At 57.5% G+C, this 19,571-nt stretch carries 21 protein-coding genes; 16 read left to right on the top strand and 5 right to left on the bottom strand.

Going from position 1 to position 19,571, the window contains the following annotated elements:
• Nucleotides 1-463: 463 nt before the first annotated feature.
• The 7 genes from WNM05_RS11890 (at nt 464) to WNM05_RS11860 (ending at nt 5,813) form a co-directional block, all read left to right on the top strand.
• Nucleotides 464-856 carry a hypothetical protein gene (locus WNM05_RS11890; protein WP_434626839.1) on the top strand — a complete coding sequence of 131 codons (393 nt, stop codon included), beginning with the start codon at nt 464-466 and terminating at the stop codon, nt 854-856.
• 14 nt (nt 857-870) lie between these two features.
• Nucleotides 871-1,083 (top strand): hypothetical protein, encoded by a 213-nt coding sequence (locus WNM05_RS11885; RefSeq protein WP_434626837.1) that lies wholly within the window; start codon nt 871-873, stop codon nt 1,081-1,083.
• A gap of 46 nt (nt 1,084-1,129) precedes the next feature.
• Complete coding sequence (locus WNM05_RS11880) at nt 1,130-2,212, top strand: ribonucleotide-diphosphate reductase subunit beta (protein ID WP_434626836.1); 1,083 nt, start codon at nt 1,130-1,132, stop codon at nt 2,210-2,212.
• A 140-nt stretch (nt 2,213-2,352) separates the two neighbouring features.
• Nucleotides 2,353-3,396 carry a ParA family protein gene (locus tag WNM05_RS11875; RefSeq protein ID WP_434626834.1) on the top strand — a complete coding sequence of 348 codons (1,044 nt, stop codon included), beginning with the start codon at nt 2,353-2,355 and terminating at the stop codon, nt 3,394-3,396.
• Nucleotides 3,393-3,992 carry a HEPN domain-containing protein gene (locus WNM05_RS11870; RefSeq protein WP_434626832.1) on the top strand — a complete coding sequence of 200 codons (600 nt, stop codon included), beginning with the start codon at nt 3,393-3,395 and terminating at the stop codon, nt 3,990-3,992. Before WNM05_RS11875 ends, WNM05_RS11870 begins: the two co-directional genes overlap by 4 nt.
• Before the next feature lie 521 nt (nt 3,993-4,513).
• Nucleotides 4,514-4,828, top strand: coding sequence for a hypothetical protein (locus WNM05_RS11865; protein ID WP_434626830.1), 315 nt, complete (start codon nt 4,514-4,516; stop codon nt 4,826-4,828).
• Nucleotides 4,829-5,246: 418 nt separating this feature from the next.
• The gene (locus WNM05_RS11860; RefSeq protein ID WP_434626828.1) at nt 5,247-5,813 is read left to right on the top strand and encodes a GNAT family N-acetyltransferase; all 567 of its coding nucleotides are present in this window, start codon (nt 5,247-5,249) and stop codon (nt 5,811-5,813) included.
• A gap of 161 nt (nt 5,814-5,974) precedes the next feature.
• On the opposite strand, the gene WNM05_RS11855 is transcribed toward WNM05_RS11860, so the two are convergent.
• Nucleotides 5,975-7,528, bottom strand: a complete 1,554-nt coding sequence (locus tag WNM05_RS11855; RefSeq protein ID WP_434626826.1) for a T6SS phospholipase effector Tle1-like catalytic domain-containing protein — start codon at nt 7,526-7,528, stop codon at nt 5,975-5,977.
• A complete protein-coding gene (locus WNM05_RS11850) occupies nt 7,529-8,170 on the bottom strand; it encodes a hypothetical protein (protein WP_434626824.1) in 642 nt (213 codons plus the stop codon).
• Nucleotides 8,171-8,663: 493 nt separating this feature from the next.
• On the opposite strand from WNM05_RS11850, the gene WNM05_RS11845 reads away from it, so the two are divergent.
• The 3 genes from WNM05_RS11845 to WNM05_RS11835 all read left to right on the top strand — a co-directional run bounded on the left by WNM05_RS11845 (nt 8,664) and on the right by WNM05_RS11835 (nt 10,471).
• Nucleotides 8,664-8,900 (top strand): hypothetical protein, encoded by a 237-nt coding sequence (locus tag WNM05_RS11845; RefSeq protein ID WP_434626822.1) that lies wholly within the window; start codon nt 8,664-8,666, stop codon nt 8,898-8,900.
• Complete coding sequence (locus tag WNM05_RS11840) at nt 8,897-9,283, top strand: hypothetical protein (protein WP_434626821.1); 387 nt, start codon at nt 8,897-8,899, stop codon at nt 9,281-9,283. Before WNM05_RS11845 ends, WNM05_RS11840 begins: the two co-directional genes overlap by 4 nt.
• A 510-nt stretch (nt 9,284-9,793) precedes the next feature.
• Nucleotides 9,794-10,471, top strand: a complete 678-nt coding sequence (locus tag WNM05_RS11835; RefSeq protein ID WP_434626819.1) for a hypothetical protein — start codon at nt 9,794-9,796, stop codon at nt 10,469-10,471.
• Between the two features lie 487 nt (nt 10,472-10,958).
• Here the strand turns inward: WNM05_RS11835 and WNM05_RS11830 are convergent, their stop codons facing one another.
• The gene (locus WNM05_RS11830; protein ID WP_434626817.1) at nt 10,959-11,339 is read right to left on the bottom strand and encodes a hypothetical protein; all 381 of its coding nucleotides are present in this window, start codon (nt 11,337-11,339) and stop codon (nt 10,959-10,961) included.
• 143 nt (nt 11,340-11,482) lie between these two features.
• Between WNM05_RS11830 and WNM05_RS11825 the strand changes: the two genes are divergently transcribed.
• From WNM05_RS11825 to WNM05_RS11815, 3 genes are all read left to right on the top strand, one after another.
• Nucleotides 11,483-12,700, top strand: coding sequence for an RHS repeat-associated core domain-containing protein (locus WNM05_RS11825; protein ID WP_434626815.1), 1,218 nt, complete (start codon nt 11,483-11,485; stop codon nt 12,698-12,700).
• Between the two features lie 128 nt (nt 12,701-12,828).
• Nucleotides 12,829-13,935, top strand: coding sequence for an RHS repeat-associated core domain-containing protein (locus tag WNM05_RS11820; RefSeq protein WP_434626814.1), 1,107 nt, complete (start codon nt 12,829-12,831; stop codon nt 13,933-13,935).
• A gap of 111 nt (nt 13,936-14,046) precedes the next feature.
• On the top strand, nt 14,047-14,466 hold the full coding sequence (locus WNM05_RS11815) for an SRPBCC domain-containing protein (RefSeq protein WP_434626812.1): 420 nt from the start codon (nt 14,047-14,049) through the stop codon (nt 14,464-14,466).
• A gap of 169 nt (nt 14,467-14,635) precedes the next feature.
• On the opposite strand, the gene WNM05_RS11810 is transcribed toward WNM05_RS11815, so the two are convergent.
• Nucleotides 14,636-15,811: an RHS repeat-associated core domain-containing protein gene (locus tag WNM05_RS11810; protein WP_434626810.1), complete on the bottom strand. Its 1,176-nt coding sequence runs from the start codon at nt 15,809-15,811 to the stop codon at nt 14,636-14,638.
• A 310-nt stretch (nt 15,812-16,121) separates the two neighbouring features.
• On the opposite strand from WNM05_RS11810, the gene WNM05_RS11805 reads away from it, so the two are divergent.
• Nucleotides 16,122-16,463 (top strand): hypothetical protein, encoded by a 342-nt coding sequence (locus tag WNM05_RS11805; RefSeq protein ID WP_434626808.1) that lies wholly within the window; start codon nt 16,122-16,124, stop codon nt 16,461-16,463.
• Nucleotides 16,464-16,551: 88 nt separating this feature from the next.
• On the opposite strand, the gene WNM05_RS11800 is transcribed toward WNM05_RS11805, so the two are convergent.
• Nucleotides 16,552-17,601: an SGNH/GDSL hydrolase family protein gene (locus tag WNM05_RS11800; protein WP_434626806.1), complete on the bottom strand. Its 1,050-nt coding sequence runs from the start codon at nt 17,599-17,601 to the stop codon at nt 16,552-16,554.
• 267 nt (nt 17,602-17,868) lie between these two features.
• Here WNM05_RS11800 and WNM05_RS11795 point away from each other — a divergent pair, with 267 nt between their 5' ends.
• On the top strand, nt 17,869-18,309 hold the full coding sequence (locus WNM05_RS11795; protein ID WP_434626804.1) for a MarR family winged helix-turn-helix transcriptional regulator: 441 nt from the start codon (nt 17,869-17,871) through the stop codon (nt 18,307-18,309).
• Nucleotides 18,306-19,520: an MFS transporter gene (locus WNM05_RS11790; protein WP_434626802.1), complete on the top strand. Its 1,215-nt coding sequence runs from the start codon at nt 18,306-18,308 to the stop codon at nt 19,518-19,520. The genes WNM05_RS11795 and WNM05_RS11790 overlap by 4 nt, the downstream gene beginning before the upstream one ends.
• The last annotated feature ends 51 nt before the right edge of the window (nt 19,521-19,571 follow it).

The raw sequence follows: 19,571 nt of genomic DNA, 5'->3' as shown, positions 1-19,571 counted from the left end.
CAATTATTTTTGGGGGTGCTGGCTGTGCAATACAGCCAGCCCTCTTCTTCAAACCAATTTCAACTAAATTGCGTTGAAAAAGAGGCATCACTCTTGGGACACCATCTAACGATGGTGCTCCACCAAACCGGCGAGGCGACGCCAGCCAGGGAGGCCGCCAGCCTCCCCATCCTCAAGCCGCCTGGCGACAGGCGGTTTCGGGATGCGGACCACAGGTCCCGCCGCGATGCGGCGGTCCGGCCGGATCGTTACAGATCGATGGCGTTTCATCTAGCCGCGCCGGCCACGGAGCCGACGACTGGAAGATTGACGGCGTGGTGCAGTACGACACCGATGCCGATGCAGTGCACGATGGCGACGCCTGAAGCGTCGCCTCCGCAGGCCGCCGCCAGGCAGGGCGGCAAACCGCGACAGCGGCGCCGCCGGCCCGGCAGCTTTGCAACAGGCAGTATGGGAGGGTCAGATGCAGGCATTTGAAAACATCAGCATTACCGGCTTTTGCGAAGACAAATCGCACAACCCCGACAAGCAGTTCCTGCTGTTCAATATGTATCTGCAGCTGAGCCTGGCGCCGCCCAGCGAGTGGAAGGACTACTTCAACGAATCGCGCCGCCTGCCGCGCGGCAGCGTCTGGCGCAAGGCCTGGATAGAAGGCGACACCCTGGTGGTCTACTGCCAGCCGGAGGAGTTGCAGACCGAGATCGAAACGCTGAAACAGGACCTGGCCGCCGCCAACCTGCAATACCGTCAGCTGCTGGCGCTGCGCGCCCAGCGCAAGCGGTTGCAGGAGCAGGTGGAAGAGGAAGCCTGCGAACGCCGGCTGATCCGCCAACTGGCCCAACAACTGCGTTTCTAATCCCGGGAGACGCCATGAGCACCACCGCCTACTACCTGCTGCGCAAGAGCATCAGCGGCCGCCGCCCCGCCATGGTGGACGTCGGCGCCCATGCCGTGGCCGTGCCGGCCGCGCAACAGGAGCCGGACCCGCCGGCGCCGGGCGAGGTCCGCATAGACCGGCAAGACCAGCTGCAGCCGGCCCAGGCCGCGCAGCTGCGCAAAGAACAAGCAGTCAAAACCGCATAAGCAACCGCCGCGCCCGGCGCGGCAAAACCAGAAATCAGGAGCATCCATGCTGAACTTCGAAGACACCGTCCCCGCCCCGTCCGCCGCCCCCTCCTCCATGGACGCCCATGGCACCGGCCGCGTAAACGTGGTGGACAAGAAGGTGATCAACGGCACGACCGACGTCAACCAGCTGGTACCGTTCAAGCACAAGTGGGCTTGGGAAAAGTACCTGGCGCAGTGCGCCAACCACTGGATGCCGCAGGAAGTGAACATGCAGCGCGACATCGAGCAATGGAAAACCGGCCAGCTGACCGAAGACGAAATGCGCATCGTCAAGCGCAACCTGGGCTTCTTCGTCACCGCCGACAGCCTGGCCGCCAACAATATCGTGCTGGGCACCTACCGCCAGATCACCAGCCCGGAATGCCGCCAGTTCCTGCTGCGCCAGGCCTTTGACGAAGCCATCCACACCCACGCCTACCAGTACATCGTCGAAAGCCTGGGCCTGGACGAAGGCGAAGTATTCAACGCCTACCACGAAGTGAAGTCCATCCGCGACAAGGACGAATTCCTGATCCCGTTCATCGACGTGCTGTGCAACCCGGAATTCAAGACCGGCACCGTCGAAAACGACCAGAAGCTGCTGAAGTCGCTGATCGTGTTCGCCTGCATCATGGAAGGCCTGTTCTTCTACGTCGGCTTCGTGCAGATCCTGGCGCTGGGCCGCCAAAACAAGATGACCGGCGCCGCCGAACAGTACCAGTACATCCTGCGCGACGAATCGATGCACTGCAACTTCGGTATCGACCTGATCAACACCATCAAGCTGGAAAACCCGCTGCTGTGGACCGAAAGCTTCAAGGCCGAGATCGTCGAGCTGTTCAAGCAAGCCGTGGAGCTGGAATACGCCTACGCCGAAGACACGATGCCGCGCGGCGTGCTGGGCCTGAACGCCAGCATGTTCAAGGAATACCTGCGCTTCATCGCCAACCGCCGCATGCAGCAGATCGGTCTGGATCAGCTGTTCCCGGGCGTGAACAACCCCTTCCCGTGGATGAGCGAGATGATCGACTTGAAGAAGGAGAAGAACTTCTTCGAGACTCGCGTGACCGAGTATCAGACTGGCGGGGCGTTGAGCTGGGATTGATATGTCGTAAAAGTTGCAAAGCAACAAGTCAAAAGGCATACTTCGGTATGCCTTTTTATTTTATGTCCATCTAGACAGAGAAAACCCTTAAGCACTTTAAAATGCAAAATTAAGAAACAATACACCTAGAAGGAATTCTTATGGCTTCTGTTATTAGTTTATTTAACCATAAAGGTGGCGTTAGTAAGACAACAACTGCCTTCAATCTCGGCTGGAAGCTAGCCTCCAAGGGAGTACGAACCCTTCTAGTAGATGCAGATCCCCAATGTAACCTTACAGGCATGGTGATGGGTTTCAAGGGATTGGATGATTTTTCGGCACTTGCATCCGACAAGCAACCTTACAATCTACGTGATGGATTAGCCCCAGCCTTTGAATCCAGGCCAAGCCCTATTAAGCCCGTCTCGTGCGCTCAAGTGGGTGATCAGGCGAATTTATTTCTACTGCCGGGTCATATTGGGATAGCCGAGTACGAGGTAACATTAGGCATTGCTCAAGAACTATCGGGCTCCCTCGGAGCACTTCGGAACCTACCAGGCTCTGTGCGCTACTTGATAGACATAACTGCCAAAAAATATAAGATTGATTGCGTACTGGTTGACATGAGCCCTAGTCTTGGACCCATGAATCAAAACCTGACAATGACTTCGGACTATTTTATTGTACCGATGCATCCAGACTATTTTTCCACAATGGCAGTTCACTCACTAGCGGCTGTTTTACCAAGATGGCGCAATTGGTCTTCCATCGCCAGCGAGAGCAAGTCTTTGCTTGAAGCGAGCTACCCTTTCCCTAAGGTAAGCCCAAAATTCCTTGGAGCGATAATTCAGAAGTACCGCCCCAGAAATGGCAAGGCCTCTCGTGCTTTCCAACGCTGGATTGATGAATTGGAAGCCGGGCTTAGAGATGTACTTCTACCAGCTCTCATCTCCAACGGCATGCTGCTAGACTCTCAAAAGTATACTGACGCTGGCTTCACCCCAGACAAGCCACTAATTCAAATGTCCGACTTCAACAGTTTAATCGCCGCATCTCAGGAACATCAAGTACCCATCTTCGCACTAAGCGATGATCAGCTTAAACTAGGCGGGGCCATTTTAAAAAATACCAAAAAATCAATGCAAGAGTTTGATGAATTATTTAATCTCGCAGCAAACCGCCTGATAACATTAACATCAAAATGACCCCCATAGAGCAATTTAACCTCAGCACAGAGAGGATAAACAACAACATTGGTCTGTACTTGCACCTTTCCAAGAGTACTACAGCCATCATCGATTTAAGCGACTTACTACGTTCCACACTAGTTCAAATAGTAAGCGCCCTCGACCAGTATGTGCATCAAATATCTTTAACTAGGATTGCAGAAATTGCCGAGGGGAAAAGACCCATTACGGACGCCCTCCGAAAATTTCCTGTCGGGGCCAACAGCTTACTCGCAATTTCCCGAGGTGCAGATGTAAGAGATGTTCTTTTGGAAGAGGTCCGAACAAAACATTCATTCCTATCTTTTCAAAGGCCAGACAAAATATCTGACGCCATTCGCCTCTTTTCCAATGTAGAACTATGGAAAGAAGTAGCCAATAAATTGGGCCAACGAGCAGATGAAGTCAAACGAAGATTAGAGTTAATCATCGAAAGAAGAAACAAAATTGCTCACGAAGCTGATATAAGACCTGGACTACCAATTGAGCTTTGGCCAATTGATATTACAGAAGTACAGAAAGTCTTAGAATTTGTAAAAATGGTTGCACATGCAATTGATGATGTCACATATTAATCAAGCATCTTTTTAAGCCCAAACGATCTAAAATTTGCCCAATTACTCCCATCACGAGCACGGCAGGTCGGGCTGAACTTGTGAAGCCCAACGTTTACTGCGAAGTTGAAACAACCCATTGAGACGATTATTATATTTTTGGAATCCGCTTCGCGGATAATGTTTTTCATGCCAGTTCCGCTTGGCAAACAGGCAAAAGGATTGTGCGACCAATCCCATCGCTGAGCGAACGGGACATGCAGGGCCAACCTAGCATGTCCCGTTCGCACGCAGACAACCCCAGGCCGCCCCTACCGCGCTGCGAAACCCCGTCTTTCAAACCAGACTCGGGGAGCTGCCGGAACTACATGCGTGCGAATCTTTGATCCGCTCAGCAGTAGGTGCTACCGTCTCCCCACGTCGGACAACCGGCAGCTTGAAACCCAGAGTCTGATTCGAAAGCCGGCTTGCGCTGATGGAGATTCTGGCAAGTTGATTCGATCATACTAGCTTGAAAACCATACATAGCGAGATACTACAAAATGGCCTGGGAGAAATTTTTACCAACACTCCTCATCGCACCATTATTTATTTACGGCGCATCTCTCGAAAACAAGAGACGTGAAAACATCGCTCGAGACATGGCCAAGGATTGGTTGCAGACCAACTATGCCGGATGCTATATCCGATCGATGGAGTCATCCAAATGGAGCTGGCCTGTCGTGGTGAAAATGAAGGTTTACACGTCGAAAAATGAGGACTTCGATATCAAGCTGAAGATTGGTTCATTTCTTGCTGGCATTTTCAATGACAAAGTCCGAGTCATTTACATCCGGAGAGCAAAACCAACACAATAAACTTTAAAGCCAAAAATACCCAATATTTACCAACCCGGCCCATTAAGTGGACCAAGTGGCAGTTACCTACGAGAGATAGCGGATTCGGGCACAACTTACATTTAGTGTGCAAGCTTGTCCGTTTTACTGCGCTTCTCCTTTTAGCCCAGCGTGGTTCTTCTTACTTCTGAACCTTGAAGTCAGCCCCGTCAGGCGTCCCGCCAGATTGGTCGTCACACTCAAACCACTTGAACAGATAGACCTTGTTCTGCTGTTCCTCGGCAAAAAAGCAGTCTTCCCCTGCTTGGACAACAAAGGCGACATCCTGCGTGCCATCAACCGGAACACCAAATCGGATTGCCACCTAATCAGCAACATGTCAATTGGAAAAATGTCGACTAACGTCGCTTTTTATTTTATATTCTAAAAAAGGCTGTCTATGGCAGAGATTCTTCTAAACTTTCCCGATCACTTCGAGACCGAACGCCTCATTATTCGCTCCCCCCTATCGGGGGATGGAAAAATTGTTTATGAGGCTGTTATCGAGTCTCTAGCCGAATTGAGAAAATGGCCAGCATCACTGCCTTGGTCACTTGAGGAACCTTCTCTTGACTCATCCGAGGCTTATTGCCGAATTTGCCATTCTGCGTTCCTTGCACGTAAAGATCTTCCGATGCTAATTTTTCAAAAATCAGATAACGCACTTGTCGGGGCTACAGGGCTTCACCGCATAAATTGGGACATTCCAAAATTTGAAGTTGGTTATTGGGGAAGAACCCGATTTTGTAAGAAAGGGCTCATTACAGAAGCCGTAAAGGGTATCACAGAATTCGCCTTCACTTACTTGAACGCAAACCGTTTGGAATGTTTTCCAGATAGTGAAAACTGGCCAAGTCGGTTAGTTGCAGAGCGCGCAGGGTACCATCTAGAAGGAATCATGCTTAATGAACGTAGAGAACCAAATGGTAATCTACGTAATACATGCATATATGCGATTACTCGATGATCACCAACCATGGTATATACAAATGACCTTCTTCCTAAAACTGTAGCGGCGAAAAGTAGAGATTTCTAGCCTGCATCAGCGCACCTTGCTCCAGATGTGAAACTGATTTTTGTTAGCGGCTCTTGCACGCCAAAGCGAGTTAGGACAATATTGTCCGATGGTTACGCTATCGCGTCCGTTTCGGGCTTCCTGTTCTGGGCAAGCACCGTATCCTCATGCATGAATATCTTCCGAGGATCGTACAGGGCACATGGCCAGCTATCGAACGCGGCGACCGAATCGTGTACGTAATTTTCAAAGAATTCGTTGATGTAGCCAGGCAGCGGATGCGGGCTGGTCCAGGCGCTGTAGATTAGCTCCTCGTAGGCATTCCTGGGCCGACCGACAGTTTCACCACCGACGCGCTCGTACGGGTCCTTAATGAACGGTATGCGACGAACCAGTCGTTTGTGCTCGGTGACCAATTCCTTGCCTTGCCCTGTCGCGTCCTTCATCTTCCTGCTTGTCCACATCTTTTCGTTCCGCTCGACTCGAATACGTTCTGCTGGCGCAGATAGGCATTCGGAACAGTCGGCTTCTTTAGCCAAACCGGCAAACAATCGAGTCTTATTGCCACTGCGCTCTACATCCGCGTGCCATCTGAAGAATACAGGACGGTGGCCTTGGACCGCTGAAACTAGATTATCGGATGGTGCTTTCACATATTCCATGTACTGATGGTATTTTTGGATGAGCGCATCTTTTTCTACAGGAACAAACTCTTTTTTGACTTCGTCTTCCATTTCCATAAGCGACTGTAGCCCTACACCGGCTTTCAGCGCCTCAAAATACATCTCCCGCAGAGGTATTTTGGTGTATTCCAGGCTTCGCCCTTGCTCATTCGGGTAATAGCCGCCACCGACATCGGAATGTACGCCCGGATAGACAACCTCTTCGCTATTGTCGGGATAGTTGTTTTTGTATTCAATTGAATCCAGTGGAAAGGCGTTCCGGACCTCGTGCGCGGCCACAAGGTGGAGGCAGTGCTTCACTGCGGAAGGTACACGCAAATCCTTAGCCCAATCCGCATGCAGCTGTGGACCACCTACCGAGGCCACAGTATCGAATATGCCGAGAAATCCGATTTCCAGCGGTACAGTTATGCCGTAGTAGTCGAGCTTGTAAACCAGTCGACCATTCGAGTCCTCGCCGGATTTTTCATTCAAAAGCTTGTTAACGAATGCCCGGGCAAGGGTTGCGCCACGCGAGAAACCAATTACATTCACCCGTAGCATTTTGATATGGGCGATAGCCGTCGTGTAATTCTTGCCTAGCGTCTTCTCGATAAAGAGGATGGCGTCTTTTAAACGCATGTCGCCACCCTTGCCAAAGCCAGCACCCATCGCACCACCCTTGTCTACTCCGACCTCTGGGTTGTCTTTGGGTTCGTATAAGGTGCCAACGCCGGTGATGTAGCGGGGATAGTATTCCTTCCCCCTGTCGTCGTAGGCGGCCAGAAATAGCCGCGCCACATTGGACTTGTTGTCTGGCGAGGTATTCAGGTTGTTCATCGTGCCATCGAAAAACATGGTGAATTTTGGGAAGAACTTGCATTCAATGCGCTCTTTCCAAGTCTGACCACCGAGTTCGCACGATAGCTTGGCCATTTTGGCAGCCTTGTGCGCAGCCAATAGCACTTCATCTTCGATATATGCGCCAGCTTGCCTCAGTGCCATTCATTCATCTTTGCAATCATAGCCCTTGGAGTACTTTAGCTCTACGTCTTCAAGTCCTTTGATTACAAGGCACATCACGTCTTCACTGTTCTTGTAATCATTTGGTATAATCCTAGGTAAGCGATGTGGGAGGTTTACAGTTACATTTTTTGTAACTGCAGGAGTTAATTCTTTTCCGAAAACCAACCTTCCATTTGAGTCTAGAACAGTTGGTTCATTGATCGGGCTCCACCTCAGCTCAACCTGCACGGGCTTCTTCAAATCAGTAATTGTAAAGCAGCATGAAGAACCAGCAGTACCGAGCTTATCGTCTTTTGCCGCTCGCGCAAGACCGCCACCATTGTACCCACCGTCAAGGCGGAAGAAGACTCCGCGATTGACGTAGTTCAAGGCAGCATTATCCATGCTGATGCCCTTGCGCAGGTAGGGATCATCCGCATTGGCTGTAGTGCAGGCGGTCAACAGGGCTAGGAGGGGGAAGAGCGATTTCATGGACATGCCGAGATTGTAAGCAGGGTAGTACCTTACCACACTGGTGAGTTTTGAAACCTGTCCTTTGATGCACTGAACAGCCCCGCAGGGGCATGCTGTGCAGCAAGGCGGCGACTCCTGCCCCGTAAATAGCCCTACAGTGCGTTCCATGTGCGAAACTGCATCCCTGCGTTGCAAGGCATTACGTCCCAGAGGGGGGGACTATGCCAATGAAATCATTCTTGCGTTGGCATACTTATTGAACTGGTCGATACCGTGTTTGGCGGAATGTTATGGGAGAGTAATTGAGGTAGAACGCAGATGAAACGCATACCATCTGTTACCGACAATAATTCCTATTAACCTTTACTCCCGATGTCGACTTTAAACCGCCCACTCCGGAGATGGCGACTCATCTGAGTAGTTTTTTTTCAAATCAGTCAAATACCTAAGAGGTTTGATCATCATGAACATGGCCCGCCCCATCGCCAGCGTGACCCATTTTGACCAATAAGACCCGCTAACAAAACCCCTGATCCTGCGTTGCGCCTCCTTGTCGTACTACTTGTACTGCCTGCGTCGGCGCGCCTTGACTCAGGTACGCTGCGCGGTTTTGTTAGCGGCTCTAAAGGACGCGCACACTTCTCTGCACTTGTAATTATGCATGCAAAAAAAAGACATGTGGCCCGCAATTAAAGACTTGCCACCAAGAAAGCAAGAGGCTGTCCTGGTTACATACTTCAAGCAAGGTCCGGTATATTTCAAGCGCTTTCTTGCCAAAAATAAAGGCCTGCCATCCAACAAGATACAAGCCGGCGAAGGCTGTAGAACTTGCTATCAGCGGAAAAAGATAGGGCAAGCGATGGGGATAGACGTCGACAGCCTGGAGCCTGCCAAATGAATTTTTCTCTCTTAGTTTCTTTTTTTGCAGTGATCTATTGGTTTACGACTGGCATGGTATTCGGTGGCGAAGGCTCTGATTTGCAAAACTGGCAAACCTACCTTGCATCGTCAATATTCTCCCTGCCGCCCATCGTTGTCCTGCTGGCTGGTGCCACATCAAATGGAAAATGGCAAAATAATGCAAATAAAATAGTCGTAGGGATGTATATCACAAGCCTGATTCTCTTCATCACCATCGCCGGCCACGGCACCTACGGGAGTGAGAAAAAAACCCTGCCCGCAATCTATCTTTTTGGCCTGGCATTCACAGCAATATGTATTTCCGCTGCCATATTTATAAAAATAAAACTGAAAAAAGAGACGGAATCAAACTACGTTTAACATGATTTGGCGCATAAACCCACCCCAGCAGTGAAAATAAATCAACGAAAGCTAGTCAGCTCATCGCTAATTTATATAGGAATACGAGAAAGTCCAGAATTTATTGACCCCAAGCAGCGTCGCTGTTAGATTTGCCTCTGGTGCTCAACACACCTCTCCGCTAGCGGTTAGCCCGCGCCCGTAAGTCGTGGCTTTTGCGTCCATAGGTTTCCTGTCGTGCCGCTGTCCCGGCACGCCCAAAGCTTATGGCCGGGTAGCGTGCAGCCATACAATACCCCGGCAACGGGGAAAATCTGCGGGCCGTCTAGCGGCGGTGTTGAAGTACCCGGCCGCCCCTCTCAACAGGGGGCGCTTTAGACAAAACCGCTAGGAGTCCATGACCATGGATGCTCGTCTTGTGTTTGTCGTTTCTCTTTCTTCTCTCCATTCTCATCCCGTCCGTTGCCTTGAGCGCCCTGCTCCGCCCTTGTATCCGAACGACTCAAGCCAGCTCGCACTGGAGATCCGGCCATGAACCCGCCAAACGATCAGGCTATCGAGACGCCGCTGCGCCTCGATTACGCCAAGAGCCTGGCGATGCGTGTGGTGCGGCGGTCGGAGGGCTTCTGGTTTGTCGCGGCGGACGTCGCGGCCGCGATGAAGCTGGAGCTGGCCGGCCTGTTGCAAATCCTGGGCGAGCCGGCCGGGCGGCTGTTGCGGCTGGCCGATGGCGAGGAACCGGCCTTGTGCCTGTCCGAGGGCGAGCTGGACGAGGCCTTGCGGCGAGTGAAGAAGCCGGGCGCGCGGCGACTGCGGCGCTGGTGGGAGGAGGAAACCCGGCCGGCTTTGCTGCGGGACAATGGCACGAATGGCGCGGCCGGCACGGCGGCCCGCCTGCATCTGGCCCTGGCGCTGGCCGCCGAGGCGGCGCAGCAAGTCAGCCGCGCGGTGATGGAGGACGTGCTGCGCGGCCCCGGCCCGTGGCAGCACTCGCGCTGGGTGGTGGCGCTGGATTACGCGCCGAACAACCAGCAACGCTGGCCGCACGGCCGGGTGATCGGCCTGTCCAGCACCGTCAGTACCTTGGGAGGCTTGGCGGAGCGGATCGCCGAGCCGGACAAGCTGCCGGTCACCACCGTCGAGTTGATCAAGCTGGCGGCGGCCTGCCATTTGCGCTTGGCCGAGCGGATGGGGCGGATGACAGCTTGATGTTGGGTTTATTGGCGGATGGCCGGTTAATTTGGCCTTATCCGACGATGACACTTCATTGTTGGTGCGTCGCCCCTGCGGGGTGACGCACCCTACCGGATTTTGCGCCGAACAAACGACATCGCTGGCCGCACGGCAGGCTGATCGGCCTCTCCAGCAGCGTCTCCACGCTAAGCGGCATGGCAGAGCTGATCGCCCCGCCCGGCAGGATGCCAGCCACCAGCGCGGAGCTGCTCAAGCTGGCCACCGCCCGCCAGCTGCGCCTGGCGAAGCGAATTGACAAGCTCGACACTTGCCGCCTTGCGAAGCGTATGGGCAAGCGGGCTGAACGCAATCCGCCTAGCGGGTGGTGCGCAAGGTTCGAACATGCACAGCCAGCCAGTTCGCCTGTCAGCTGCGTGACACATCGCCAAAAGGAAGACTGTAGGATGCATCACCCCTCGGGGCGATGCACCATACGGGGGCGCGGCCCGATTCTCCTCGGCACTCAGCCCAGACTGCGCCCGGCATGGCGGGAAAGCAGCCATGAGATGGCCGAGCAAGCCATCCACAGCGCCCCCATTATCGGCAGGAAATACATCGCCGCCATCTGCAGGAAAACCATGAAATACATCCACTCCCCATCCGTTGCGCGCCAAAACCACGCGATGGCGAACACCCAATAGCTCACCGTCAGGATCAAAAACCTTTTTCCTTCGCTTATCTTTATTTTCCGCATCTCATCACTCATCGCATGAACACTCATCGCCGTTGACCCAACCTCGTCCGACACCAGCCGCCCTGCCCGGCCAAGCCCGCATGATTTACCTCGGATGAATTGCCTCCCGCATGCGGACTTACGATTGTAATGCATGATCGGCAAAGCCATGCGCAGACATCGTGGCGCGTGGCTCACGCGCCTCGCGACAAACTGCGCGCAGGACGCGCGGTAAGCTGACGCTCAGACTCGGGCCATGCGGAGCAGGCAGCAGCCCATATCGGATATTGCCCAGAACAATATGGAAAAGCCGCATGAGGCGATTGAGTCTGATCTACTATGTCCGGAAAGGAAAATCAATGGAGAACGGTGTGCTGGGATTTAATGGCGAACGTCGGGATACCTTCAGCGGCGCCGTCCATCTGGGCAACGGCTATCGCGCCTACAGCCCGGCGCTGATGCGCTTCCGCTGTCCGGACAGCCTCAGTCCCTTCGGCGCCGGCGGCGTCAATGCCTACGCCTACTGCGCCGGCGATCCGGTCAACCGGGCCGATCCGTCCGGCCATCTGAGCTGGCAGGCGTGGGCCGGCATAGGCCTGGGCGTGGCCGGCCTGGCGCTGGCCGCCGTCACCGCGGGCACCTCGATCGCCGCCTCCGGCGGAATCATCGCCGCGCTGCAAAGCGCTTCGGCCGTCTCGCTGGCGATAGGCGCCGCCGCGGTGGTGGCCGATGCGGCGGCGATCGCCAGCGGCGCGCTGGAGGAATACGACCCGAAGGCGTCGGCGATACTCGGTTGGATATCCCTGGGCGCCGGCGCGGCGGGGGCCGGCGTCGGCGCGGCTCAAGCAGCCGGTCGCGTTGCGGCCGGGCTGAAACGCTTGCAATCCCATATCGCACCGCTTCTGAAAAACGGTTTGAGCGGCCGAGGACCGGCATGGCATCCATCGATATCGCCGCTGGACGGCGTCAACCCGCATAACTTCAGCCTATTGGGACAATCGCCTGGGTTTCCATGGGGCGTGCCCGGCATCTGGCTGGATTACTCTTTTTATGATCATGCCGATAACGAACTCAGGCTGACCCTGGCAGTGCACGGCACCAGCAGCAGGGTCGCCCGCCTGCTGGTGGCGGATGCCGGCGACGAGGGATTCACCGTGACCCAGGCGCTCGCATGGCTCAGAAACAAAAACTATCCGCTGGACTCCGGCGTCATCAAAAGAGTTCGATTTCTGATGTGCGATAGCGCGACAAATGGTTACGGCAGTTTCGCCGCCAAATTTGCGGAAAAGTCCGGCATCACGACAACCGGCTGGCGAGGACGTCTCGTCATTGGCGGCCCATTGGATGTACTGATCACGAATATGGATGTGGAATTCCCCGGCAACCGGCTGTTTACGGAAGGTGTCGCGAATCACTTCGTGGAAAATGTCGGCCGCAGCTCGGAATTATTGCAGATAACGGAAGGCGTTCCCGTCACCTATCGGCCGATTTCCCCGGGCATATTGGAAGAACATATCGGCGCCTATTATTGATTTCCCGACCACTCGCCGCCGAAAAACCTCGCAGCGCGCCAGAAGCGAGCGGCGCCGATACGGGCGGTGCCGGCATGGTTAACGGCTCGCAATGAGAGCCTGGGCTGATTGCAGAATGGGGGTGGACGATGAGCGATAGTGCGCTGCAATTCAATGGCGAGCGGTCAGACCCGGCCAACTGGCAGTATCACCTGGGCAACGGCTATCGCGCCTACAGCCCGGCGCTGATGCGCTTCCGCTGCCCGGACAGCCTGAGTCCGTTCGGCGCCGGCGGCGTCGATGCCTACGCCTATTGCGCCGGCGATCCGGTGAACCGGGCCGATCCGTCCGGCCACCTGAGCTGGCAGGCCTGGACGTCGATAGGCCTGGGCGTGGCCGGCCTGGCGCTGGCCGCCGTCACCGCGGGCGCCTCGATCGCCGCTTCCGGCGGAGTGATCGCGGCGCTGGAAACCGCCTCGGCCCTATCGCTGGCCATCGGCGGAGCCGTCGTGGCGGCCGATGCGGCGGCGATCGCCAGCGGCTCGCTGGAGGAACGCGCCCCGCAGGCGTCGGCGATACTCGCCTGGATGTCGCTGGGCGCCGGCGCGGCGGGCGGCATGGCTGCCATCGGGGCCGGTGCGCTCAGGGCCACGGCCGGTCTCCGGGCCAGGCTGGGCAATTTACTGCAGGCGGGGCTAAGCGGACGCGGGGCCCCGGCGGCGCTTCCCCCGGCGACGGCGACGCGCAACGCCTTGGGGCTGATCGAACAAACGGGGTTTGCCGGAGGACTGTATCGTGCCGATATGCGCTCGCCAGCCACCATACGCCGGACGGGCTTCCCGCCGTCCACCGAATTCAGGGGCGTCCCCGATATGCGGGGCGCGGCGGATCCTACGCTGATTGTTTCGGAGACCATGATCGGCGCACTGCACTGGAAGCAGTCGCCACTGGGCTTGAACGGCGCGGGTTTTCTATACCGGATCAAGGCGGAGCGGGTGGAAGGCGTCTCCCTGCTGCGCAATTTCCCGTCTGCCGCCTTGAGCCGCCATTTGCTGAAAATCCCCTCGTTCGTTCCCGTTCGGCCCAGCCTGGAAATCCGGACCGAGGAACAGCTCTTCCGACAGACCGGCGGCGCCAATATCCTGACCGAGGCCCACGTCCGCCTCAGCAGCATCACCGTCGCTGACATTTCGGAGGTCACGCAGACGGAAATCGACGGCCTGCTCCCCCTGGAGCCCTGGACCGGCGCCTCTTGAACACGCGGGAAACCGTGTTCGGGCCTGCCCTGTCCGGCGATCCAGCTGCTATGCTGTCAGGATTCAGCCGGTTTCGCCCCATCCGGGGCAGGCATTGCAATGGAGCAAGCCATGAATCCTTTCACCACTTCCCGCGAGATTCCCGCCAGCGTGGAACAGGTCTTCGCCGCGATCAGCGATCCGGCGCGGCTGGCCCGCTGGTGGGGGCCTGCCGGCTTCAGCAATACCTTCGACGTGTGCGAGTTCCGGACCGGCGGCCGCTGGGCATTCACGATGCACGGGCCGGACGGCCGGCATTACCCGAACGAGAACGTGTTTGCCGAGATCGCCGCGCCGACCACCGTGGTGGTGCAGCATGTCGCCAATCCGAAATACCGGCTGACGATATCGCTGGCCGCCACGCCGGGCGGCACGCGGGTGTCCTGGGTCCAGCGGTTTGAAAGCGCGGAGCTGGCCGAGCGCATGGCCGCCATCGTCGTCCCGGCCAATGAGCAGAACCTGGAGCGGCTGGAAGCCGAGGTACTGCGCTAAGACCCGCTAACAAAACCCCTGATCCTGCGTTGCGCCTCCTTGTCGTACTACTTGTCCTGCCTGCGTCGGCGCGCCTTGGCTCAGGTACGCTGCGCGGTTTTGTTAGCGGGTCTAAGCGGATGGCAAACGACGCGGCGCCGAGCATCGCGACCCGGCGCGCACCCACCGCTCAAGCCGATGCCGGCGTAAGCCAGACATCGCTGTTCCGTATGCCTTTTATCGTCAATATCCGGGTGTTTTCGTTGGGTATTTGAGTCAGCTCGGCATTCAAAAAGGCATTCGTTTCGGCAATGGCGCGATTATACGTCCCGCCTTCAAGACCAATCGCGTCAAATCTTTCCACGGCCGCCCTGAGTACATTCCGGTACAGGAAATTATCATTGGCATGGGTAAAAAAATGATTGCCGCCAAAAGTGTACATGCGGAACTTGCTTCCCCTTGGCAGCGAATGGGCCATCCTGCCGGTTCCTCTGCCCAGTATTCTGACGCTCCTGATCTGATCGAAATCGGGCACCACCTTTTTAAGCTCTTTGACCAGTCGCTTCAGTTCCCATGACACACCGTTGATGGCGACGTGGGCGCCCCTGTTTTGGCGCATGCTCATATTGATGACCACGTCCAGATGATTCGGGGCATTCGCGATCCCGCGATAAGCCAGGGCCACCTCCCGCTCGATCTCGCCGCCGGAATTGAGCCTGGTGCTAATGCCCAGGGTATAGACCCCACTCTGCGGCAAGGTGCTGATGCGAGAGACGATAATAGGGTCCGCCATCGCCGCGGCCCCCCGCCCGCTGAGGCCGATGCTCATCAGCGTGCCCAGCCGCCGGCGCAGCCCGGCCGTCAATATCCGCCCAAGGCCGAAGGCGCCGTGCACGGCCCCCGCGACGCCCGCCCCCAACGACACCCATCCCAGTACCGCCGACGCTCGCGGACGGATTTCCTCCATCGCGCCGCTGGCTATCGCCGCCACATCGGCCACCGCCGCCGCTCCGCCTATCGCCAGCGATACGGCCGAGGCGCTCTCCAGCGCGGCGATGATGCCGCCCGAGGCGATGATGGACGTCCCCGCGCTGATGGCCGCCAAGCCCAGGCCGGCGATGCCCAGGCCTATGCCGGTCCAGGCCTGCCAGCCCAAGTGGCCGGACGGATCGGCCCGGTTGACCGGATCGCCGTCGCAGTAGGCGTAGGCATTGACGCCGCCGGCGCCGAACGGACTGAGGCTGTCCGGACAATGGAAACGCATCAGGGCGGGACTGTAGGCCCGGTAGCCGTTGCCCAGATGCGTCGCGCCGCTGACCGGATCGATACGCTCTCCATTGAATCCCAAGACGCTGTCGATTTTCATTTTAAGGCATGGATACCAAGTGATATTCGCGATTATATGACTGAAGCCCGCCGCAATTGTTCGCCGCCGCCGTGAATATCGGACGAATCCGACCCGGCAAATAAATCGACAAGACAAATCAATAGATCAATGAGCAAATACGACTTTCCTGAAAATACGCCGACAATCGCCAAACCATGCTCCGCAATCAAATATTACCCTTTGAGGCAGGCGATAAGGCATTTCTTTTAATTTAAGGTGGGCGGGCCTTCCAACCCGACGCGGCTGATTATTTTTTCAAGCCCGCGCCATTTATCAGGAGAGAATCGTCATGACCCCCATTCCACATCCAGTCAAAAACGTTCGCATCTACCCGTATATTCCCGACGCTTCCGCCATCGTCCCGCCGGTTTTCATCGACGGCATCGGCACTTACTCGTACGGCACGATGCTTATGTACGAGTCCTGTTACCTGGAACTGGCTTCGGGCAAGGCGGAGAACGGCGGTGTTTCGGCCGGGATAAAATACTATGCCGTCTACCCGGACCATAGCGGCAAGGATTTCACCACCGACTGGATGAACTGCACCCAGGGCGGCGCGCAGCCTCAGTTCAGCCGCACCGTCCGCCTCGGCCCCGGCGGCGGACAGATGGCAGGGCAGCAGGCGGAATAAGGCGGTTTCGGCATCGCCGGCTGCATCCATCCGTCCGATCCCGCAGTGAACGGCGGCCGCGGGGGGCGGGCCACCGTCCTTGCGCCGCTCAGCCTGCCGGGGCCTCCCGGCCGAACTGCTCGCGGATGAAGTCCGCCATCCGCGAGGCCAGGATTTGATGCGCCTCCTGGCTGGGATGCACGGTGTCGTGGAACAGCCGGCGGGGCGCGGTGTCCAGCGGCCGCCTGTCGCCGGCCAGGCCGATGACGCGCGGCAAGTCGATATAACCTTCGTGATTGGGATGGCGGGTGTCGTAGCCGATCTCGTCGGCCAGCGACATCAGGCCATCCAGTTCGCCGGCGGTGTCGAAAAAGCGGATCGCCACCTGCTTGCCGCGCTGGCTGTCGTTCAGCTCCGCGATCTTCTGCCGCAACTCGTCGTTATGCTGCCGCGACAATGCCTGCATCGTGTCGCGATACGCTTGCGGCTGGGTGCGCGCATACGCCGTTTTCGACAGGTCCGGCACGCCAAGCACCAGGATGTCCGTCACGCCCTTGTCGACCAGCCGGTCTATCTGTTTCTGGTAGCTGCGCATCACCTTGCCGACGTCGGTCTTGCCGAAGGTCATGTAGTCGTTGCTGCCCAGCGCCAGCACCGCCATGTCGCCGGGCCGGAAATCATGCTTGTCTATCTGACGCTCCATATGGGAAATGAACAGGAAGACCGGATTCAGCTTGGAATACTTGCCGGCGACGGCGCCGCCTTCGGCGTAATTGACCAGTTCCTTGTCCAAGAAGGCCCGTGAGGCCAGGAAGTCGGTCCAGACGAAGCCGTTGGTGAAGCGCCCATCGTAATACTGGCGCGACGAGGGCATGATGCCGCAGGTCTTTTTCCACATCCGCCCTTCCGAGTCGGACAGGCTGTCGCCTATCACCACCAGCCGTCTGACATGGGCCAGCGCGCCGTTCTCGGTCCGCAGCCCGCCGCCGCACTGCCCGCCCCGGATTTGCTGGTCCCTGACCGCCAGGTCGAACAGGCCCGGCCTGTCCGCGGCCCCGCCTCCCCCATGGCTGGCGGCATGCCGAGCGGGCGACGCGACATCGTGGCGGACCTGCCGGATCCGGGCCCCCAGCTCGGTCGCGCGCGTCTGCGCGCTCATGCAGTGCTTTCTGGGCACGAATAATTTACCGGGTACGGGTACGACGGGCATGCTTCGATCTCCTGTGCGATTTGTCGATAGGTTGTCGCCGGCCAGGCTAGCAAACGGCAATGGCATGGGCTTGCGTGAAACGACCATGCCGGCGATTGAGCGGCGCCATCCTCATGCGCCCGCCGCGATCCGACATCAGACAGTCCCCTCCAATTAAATTGACTTTATCAACAATTGACTAATACAATTGTTTGCAAAGTCAATATCGGAACAAACATGATCCACCTCCTTGGCCATCGCTTGGCGCATATCGTCAACCTGAAGCGGCGCCTGATGGACAGCCGCCTGCAAAACACAACCATCACCCGTTCGCAGCGCCAGATCCTGCTGATGCTGCATCAATGCGGCGATTGCACGCAGAAGACCCTGCTCGGCCAATTGGACATGGACCCGGCGCAGCTGGCCAGAACGCTGGACGGACTGGAGAAGGACGGCCTTGTGCGGCGCAGCCCCTGGGCGGCCAATCGCCGCTGCATGTTCGTGGAGATGACCGAGCACTGCCGCGCCGAGCTGATGCCGGCGTTGCTGGCCGCGGTAGACAGCGTGGACCGGCGGCTGTTCCAGGGCTTCAGCGCCGACGAGTTGCAGCAGACCCAGCGCCTGCTGGACAGGATGCAAGCCAATATGCAGATGCAAGACGAAGGGAGCCCGCGATGAGCGTGGACATCCATCCGCTGCCGCAGAAGCAGCTGAAACGACTGATCCTGGTGCTGCTGCTGGTGATGCCGTTCTTCGGCATGGCCGTCGACCTGGTCTCGCCGTCGCTGCCGGCGATGGCCGCCCAGCTGGGCGAATCGGACAATTCGATCAAGAATCTGATCAGCCTCTATCTGCTGGGCTACGCGCTGGGCAATTTCTGCTCCGGCTTCCTGACCGACGCCTGGGGCCGGCGCAAGCTGCTGTTGGGCGGCATGGCCGGCTTCGCGCTGATCAGCCTGCTGCCGCTGTGGCTGCCGACGCTGCCGGCGCTGCTGGCCACCCGCTTGCTGCAGGGCCTGATGGTGGGCACCATTTCGGTGGTGGCGCGCTCGGTCTATCCGGACGTGCTGGCGCCGCAGGAGCTGGTGAAGATAGGCGTGGTGTCCGGCAGCATGTTCGGCCTGGGCCCCATCATCGGCCCGGTGCTGGGCGGCTATCTGCAGGTTTACGCCGGCTGGCAGGCCTGCTTCGTGTTCTTCGCCGCCTCGATGGCCGTGATGGGCGCGCTGGTGGCCCGCTTCGTGCCCGAGACGCATTTCCGCCGCCATCCGCTGAATCTGCCGACGATACGCCGCAATCTCGGCGAGGTGGTCCGTCACCGCCAGTTCATGGGCATGGTGGTGCTGATGGGCGCCATCTACTCGATGAGCATCGCCTTCAATACCGTCGGGCCGTTCATCATCCAGTCCGGCTGGCATTACTCGCCCATCGTGTTCGGCCACATCGCCTTCGGCCTGGGCTGCGTCTTCCTGCTGGCCACCTTCATCTGCCGCTACCTGCTCAGCCGCTTCCCGGTGGCCGGCGTGCAGCAGGGCATGACCCGGCTGCTGCTGGCCGTCACGCTGGCGGGCCTGGCGCTGTCGTGGTTGTGGCCGGACAGCCTGGCCCTGCTGTGCGCCGTCAGCGCGCTGATGTTCTTCGGCCAGGGCATGCTGTTCCCGATGTCGATGGGGCGCGGCTTGGCGCTGTTCCGCCATATCGCCGGCACCGCCACCGCGCTGATGTTCCTGATCAACATCCTGATGACCAGCGCGACGTCCTTCCTGCTGAGCCTGCTGTCCATCCACGACGCGCCGGCGCTGCTGGCGGTCTACCTGGTGCTGGCGCTGATCTGCTTCTTCGCCAACCGGCTGCTGATACAGCCGGCGGAACAGGCGGCCCGCGGCTGAGACCGCGCGAAACGGCGGCCACGGCCGGCAAAATCGTCGCCCGCTCGCCGC

Origin of the sequence: Chromobacterium sp. CV08, assembly GCF_051129845.1 — a bacterium.
GTDB lineage: Bacteria > Pseudomonadota > Gammaproteobacteria > Burkholderiales > Chromobacteriaceae > Chromobacterium.
The sequence above is the reverse complement of the archived record's forward strand: the minus strand, read 5'-3'. Positions and strand labels throughout refer to the sequence as shown.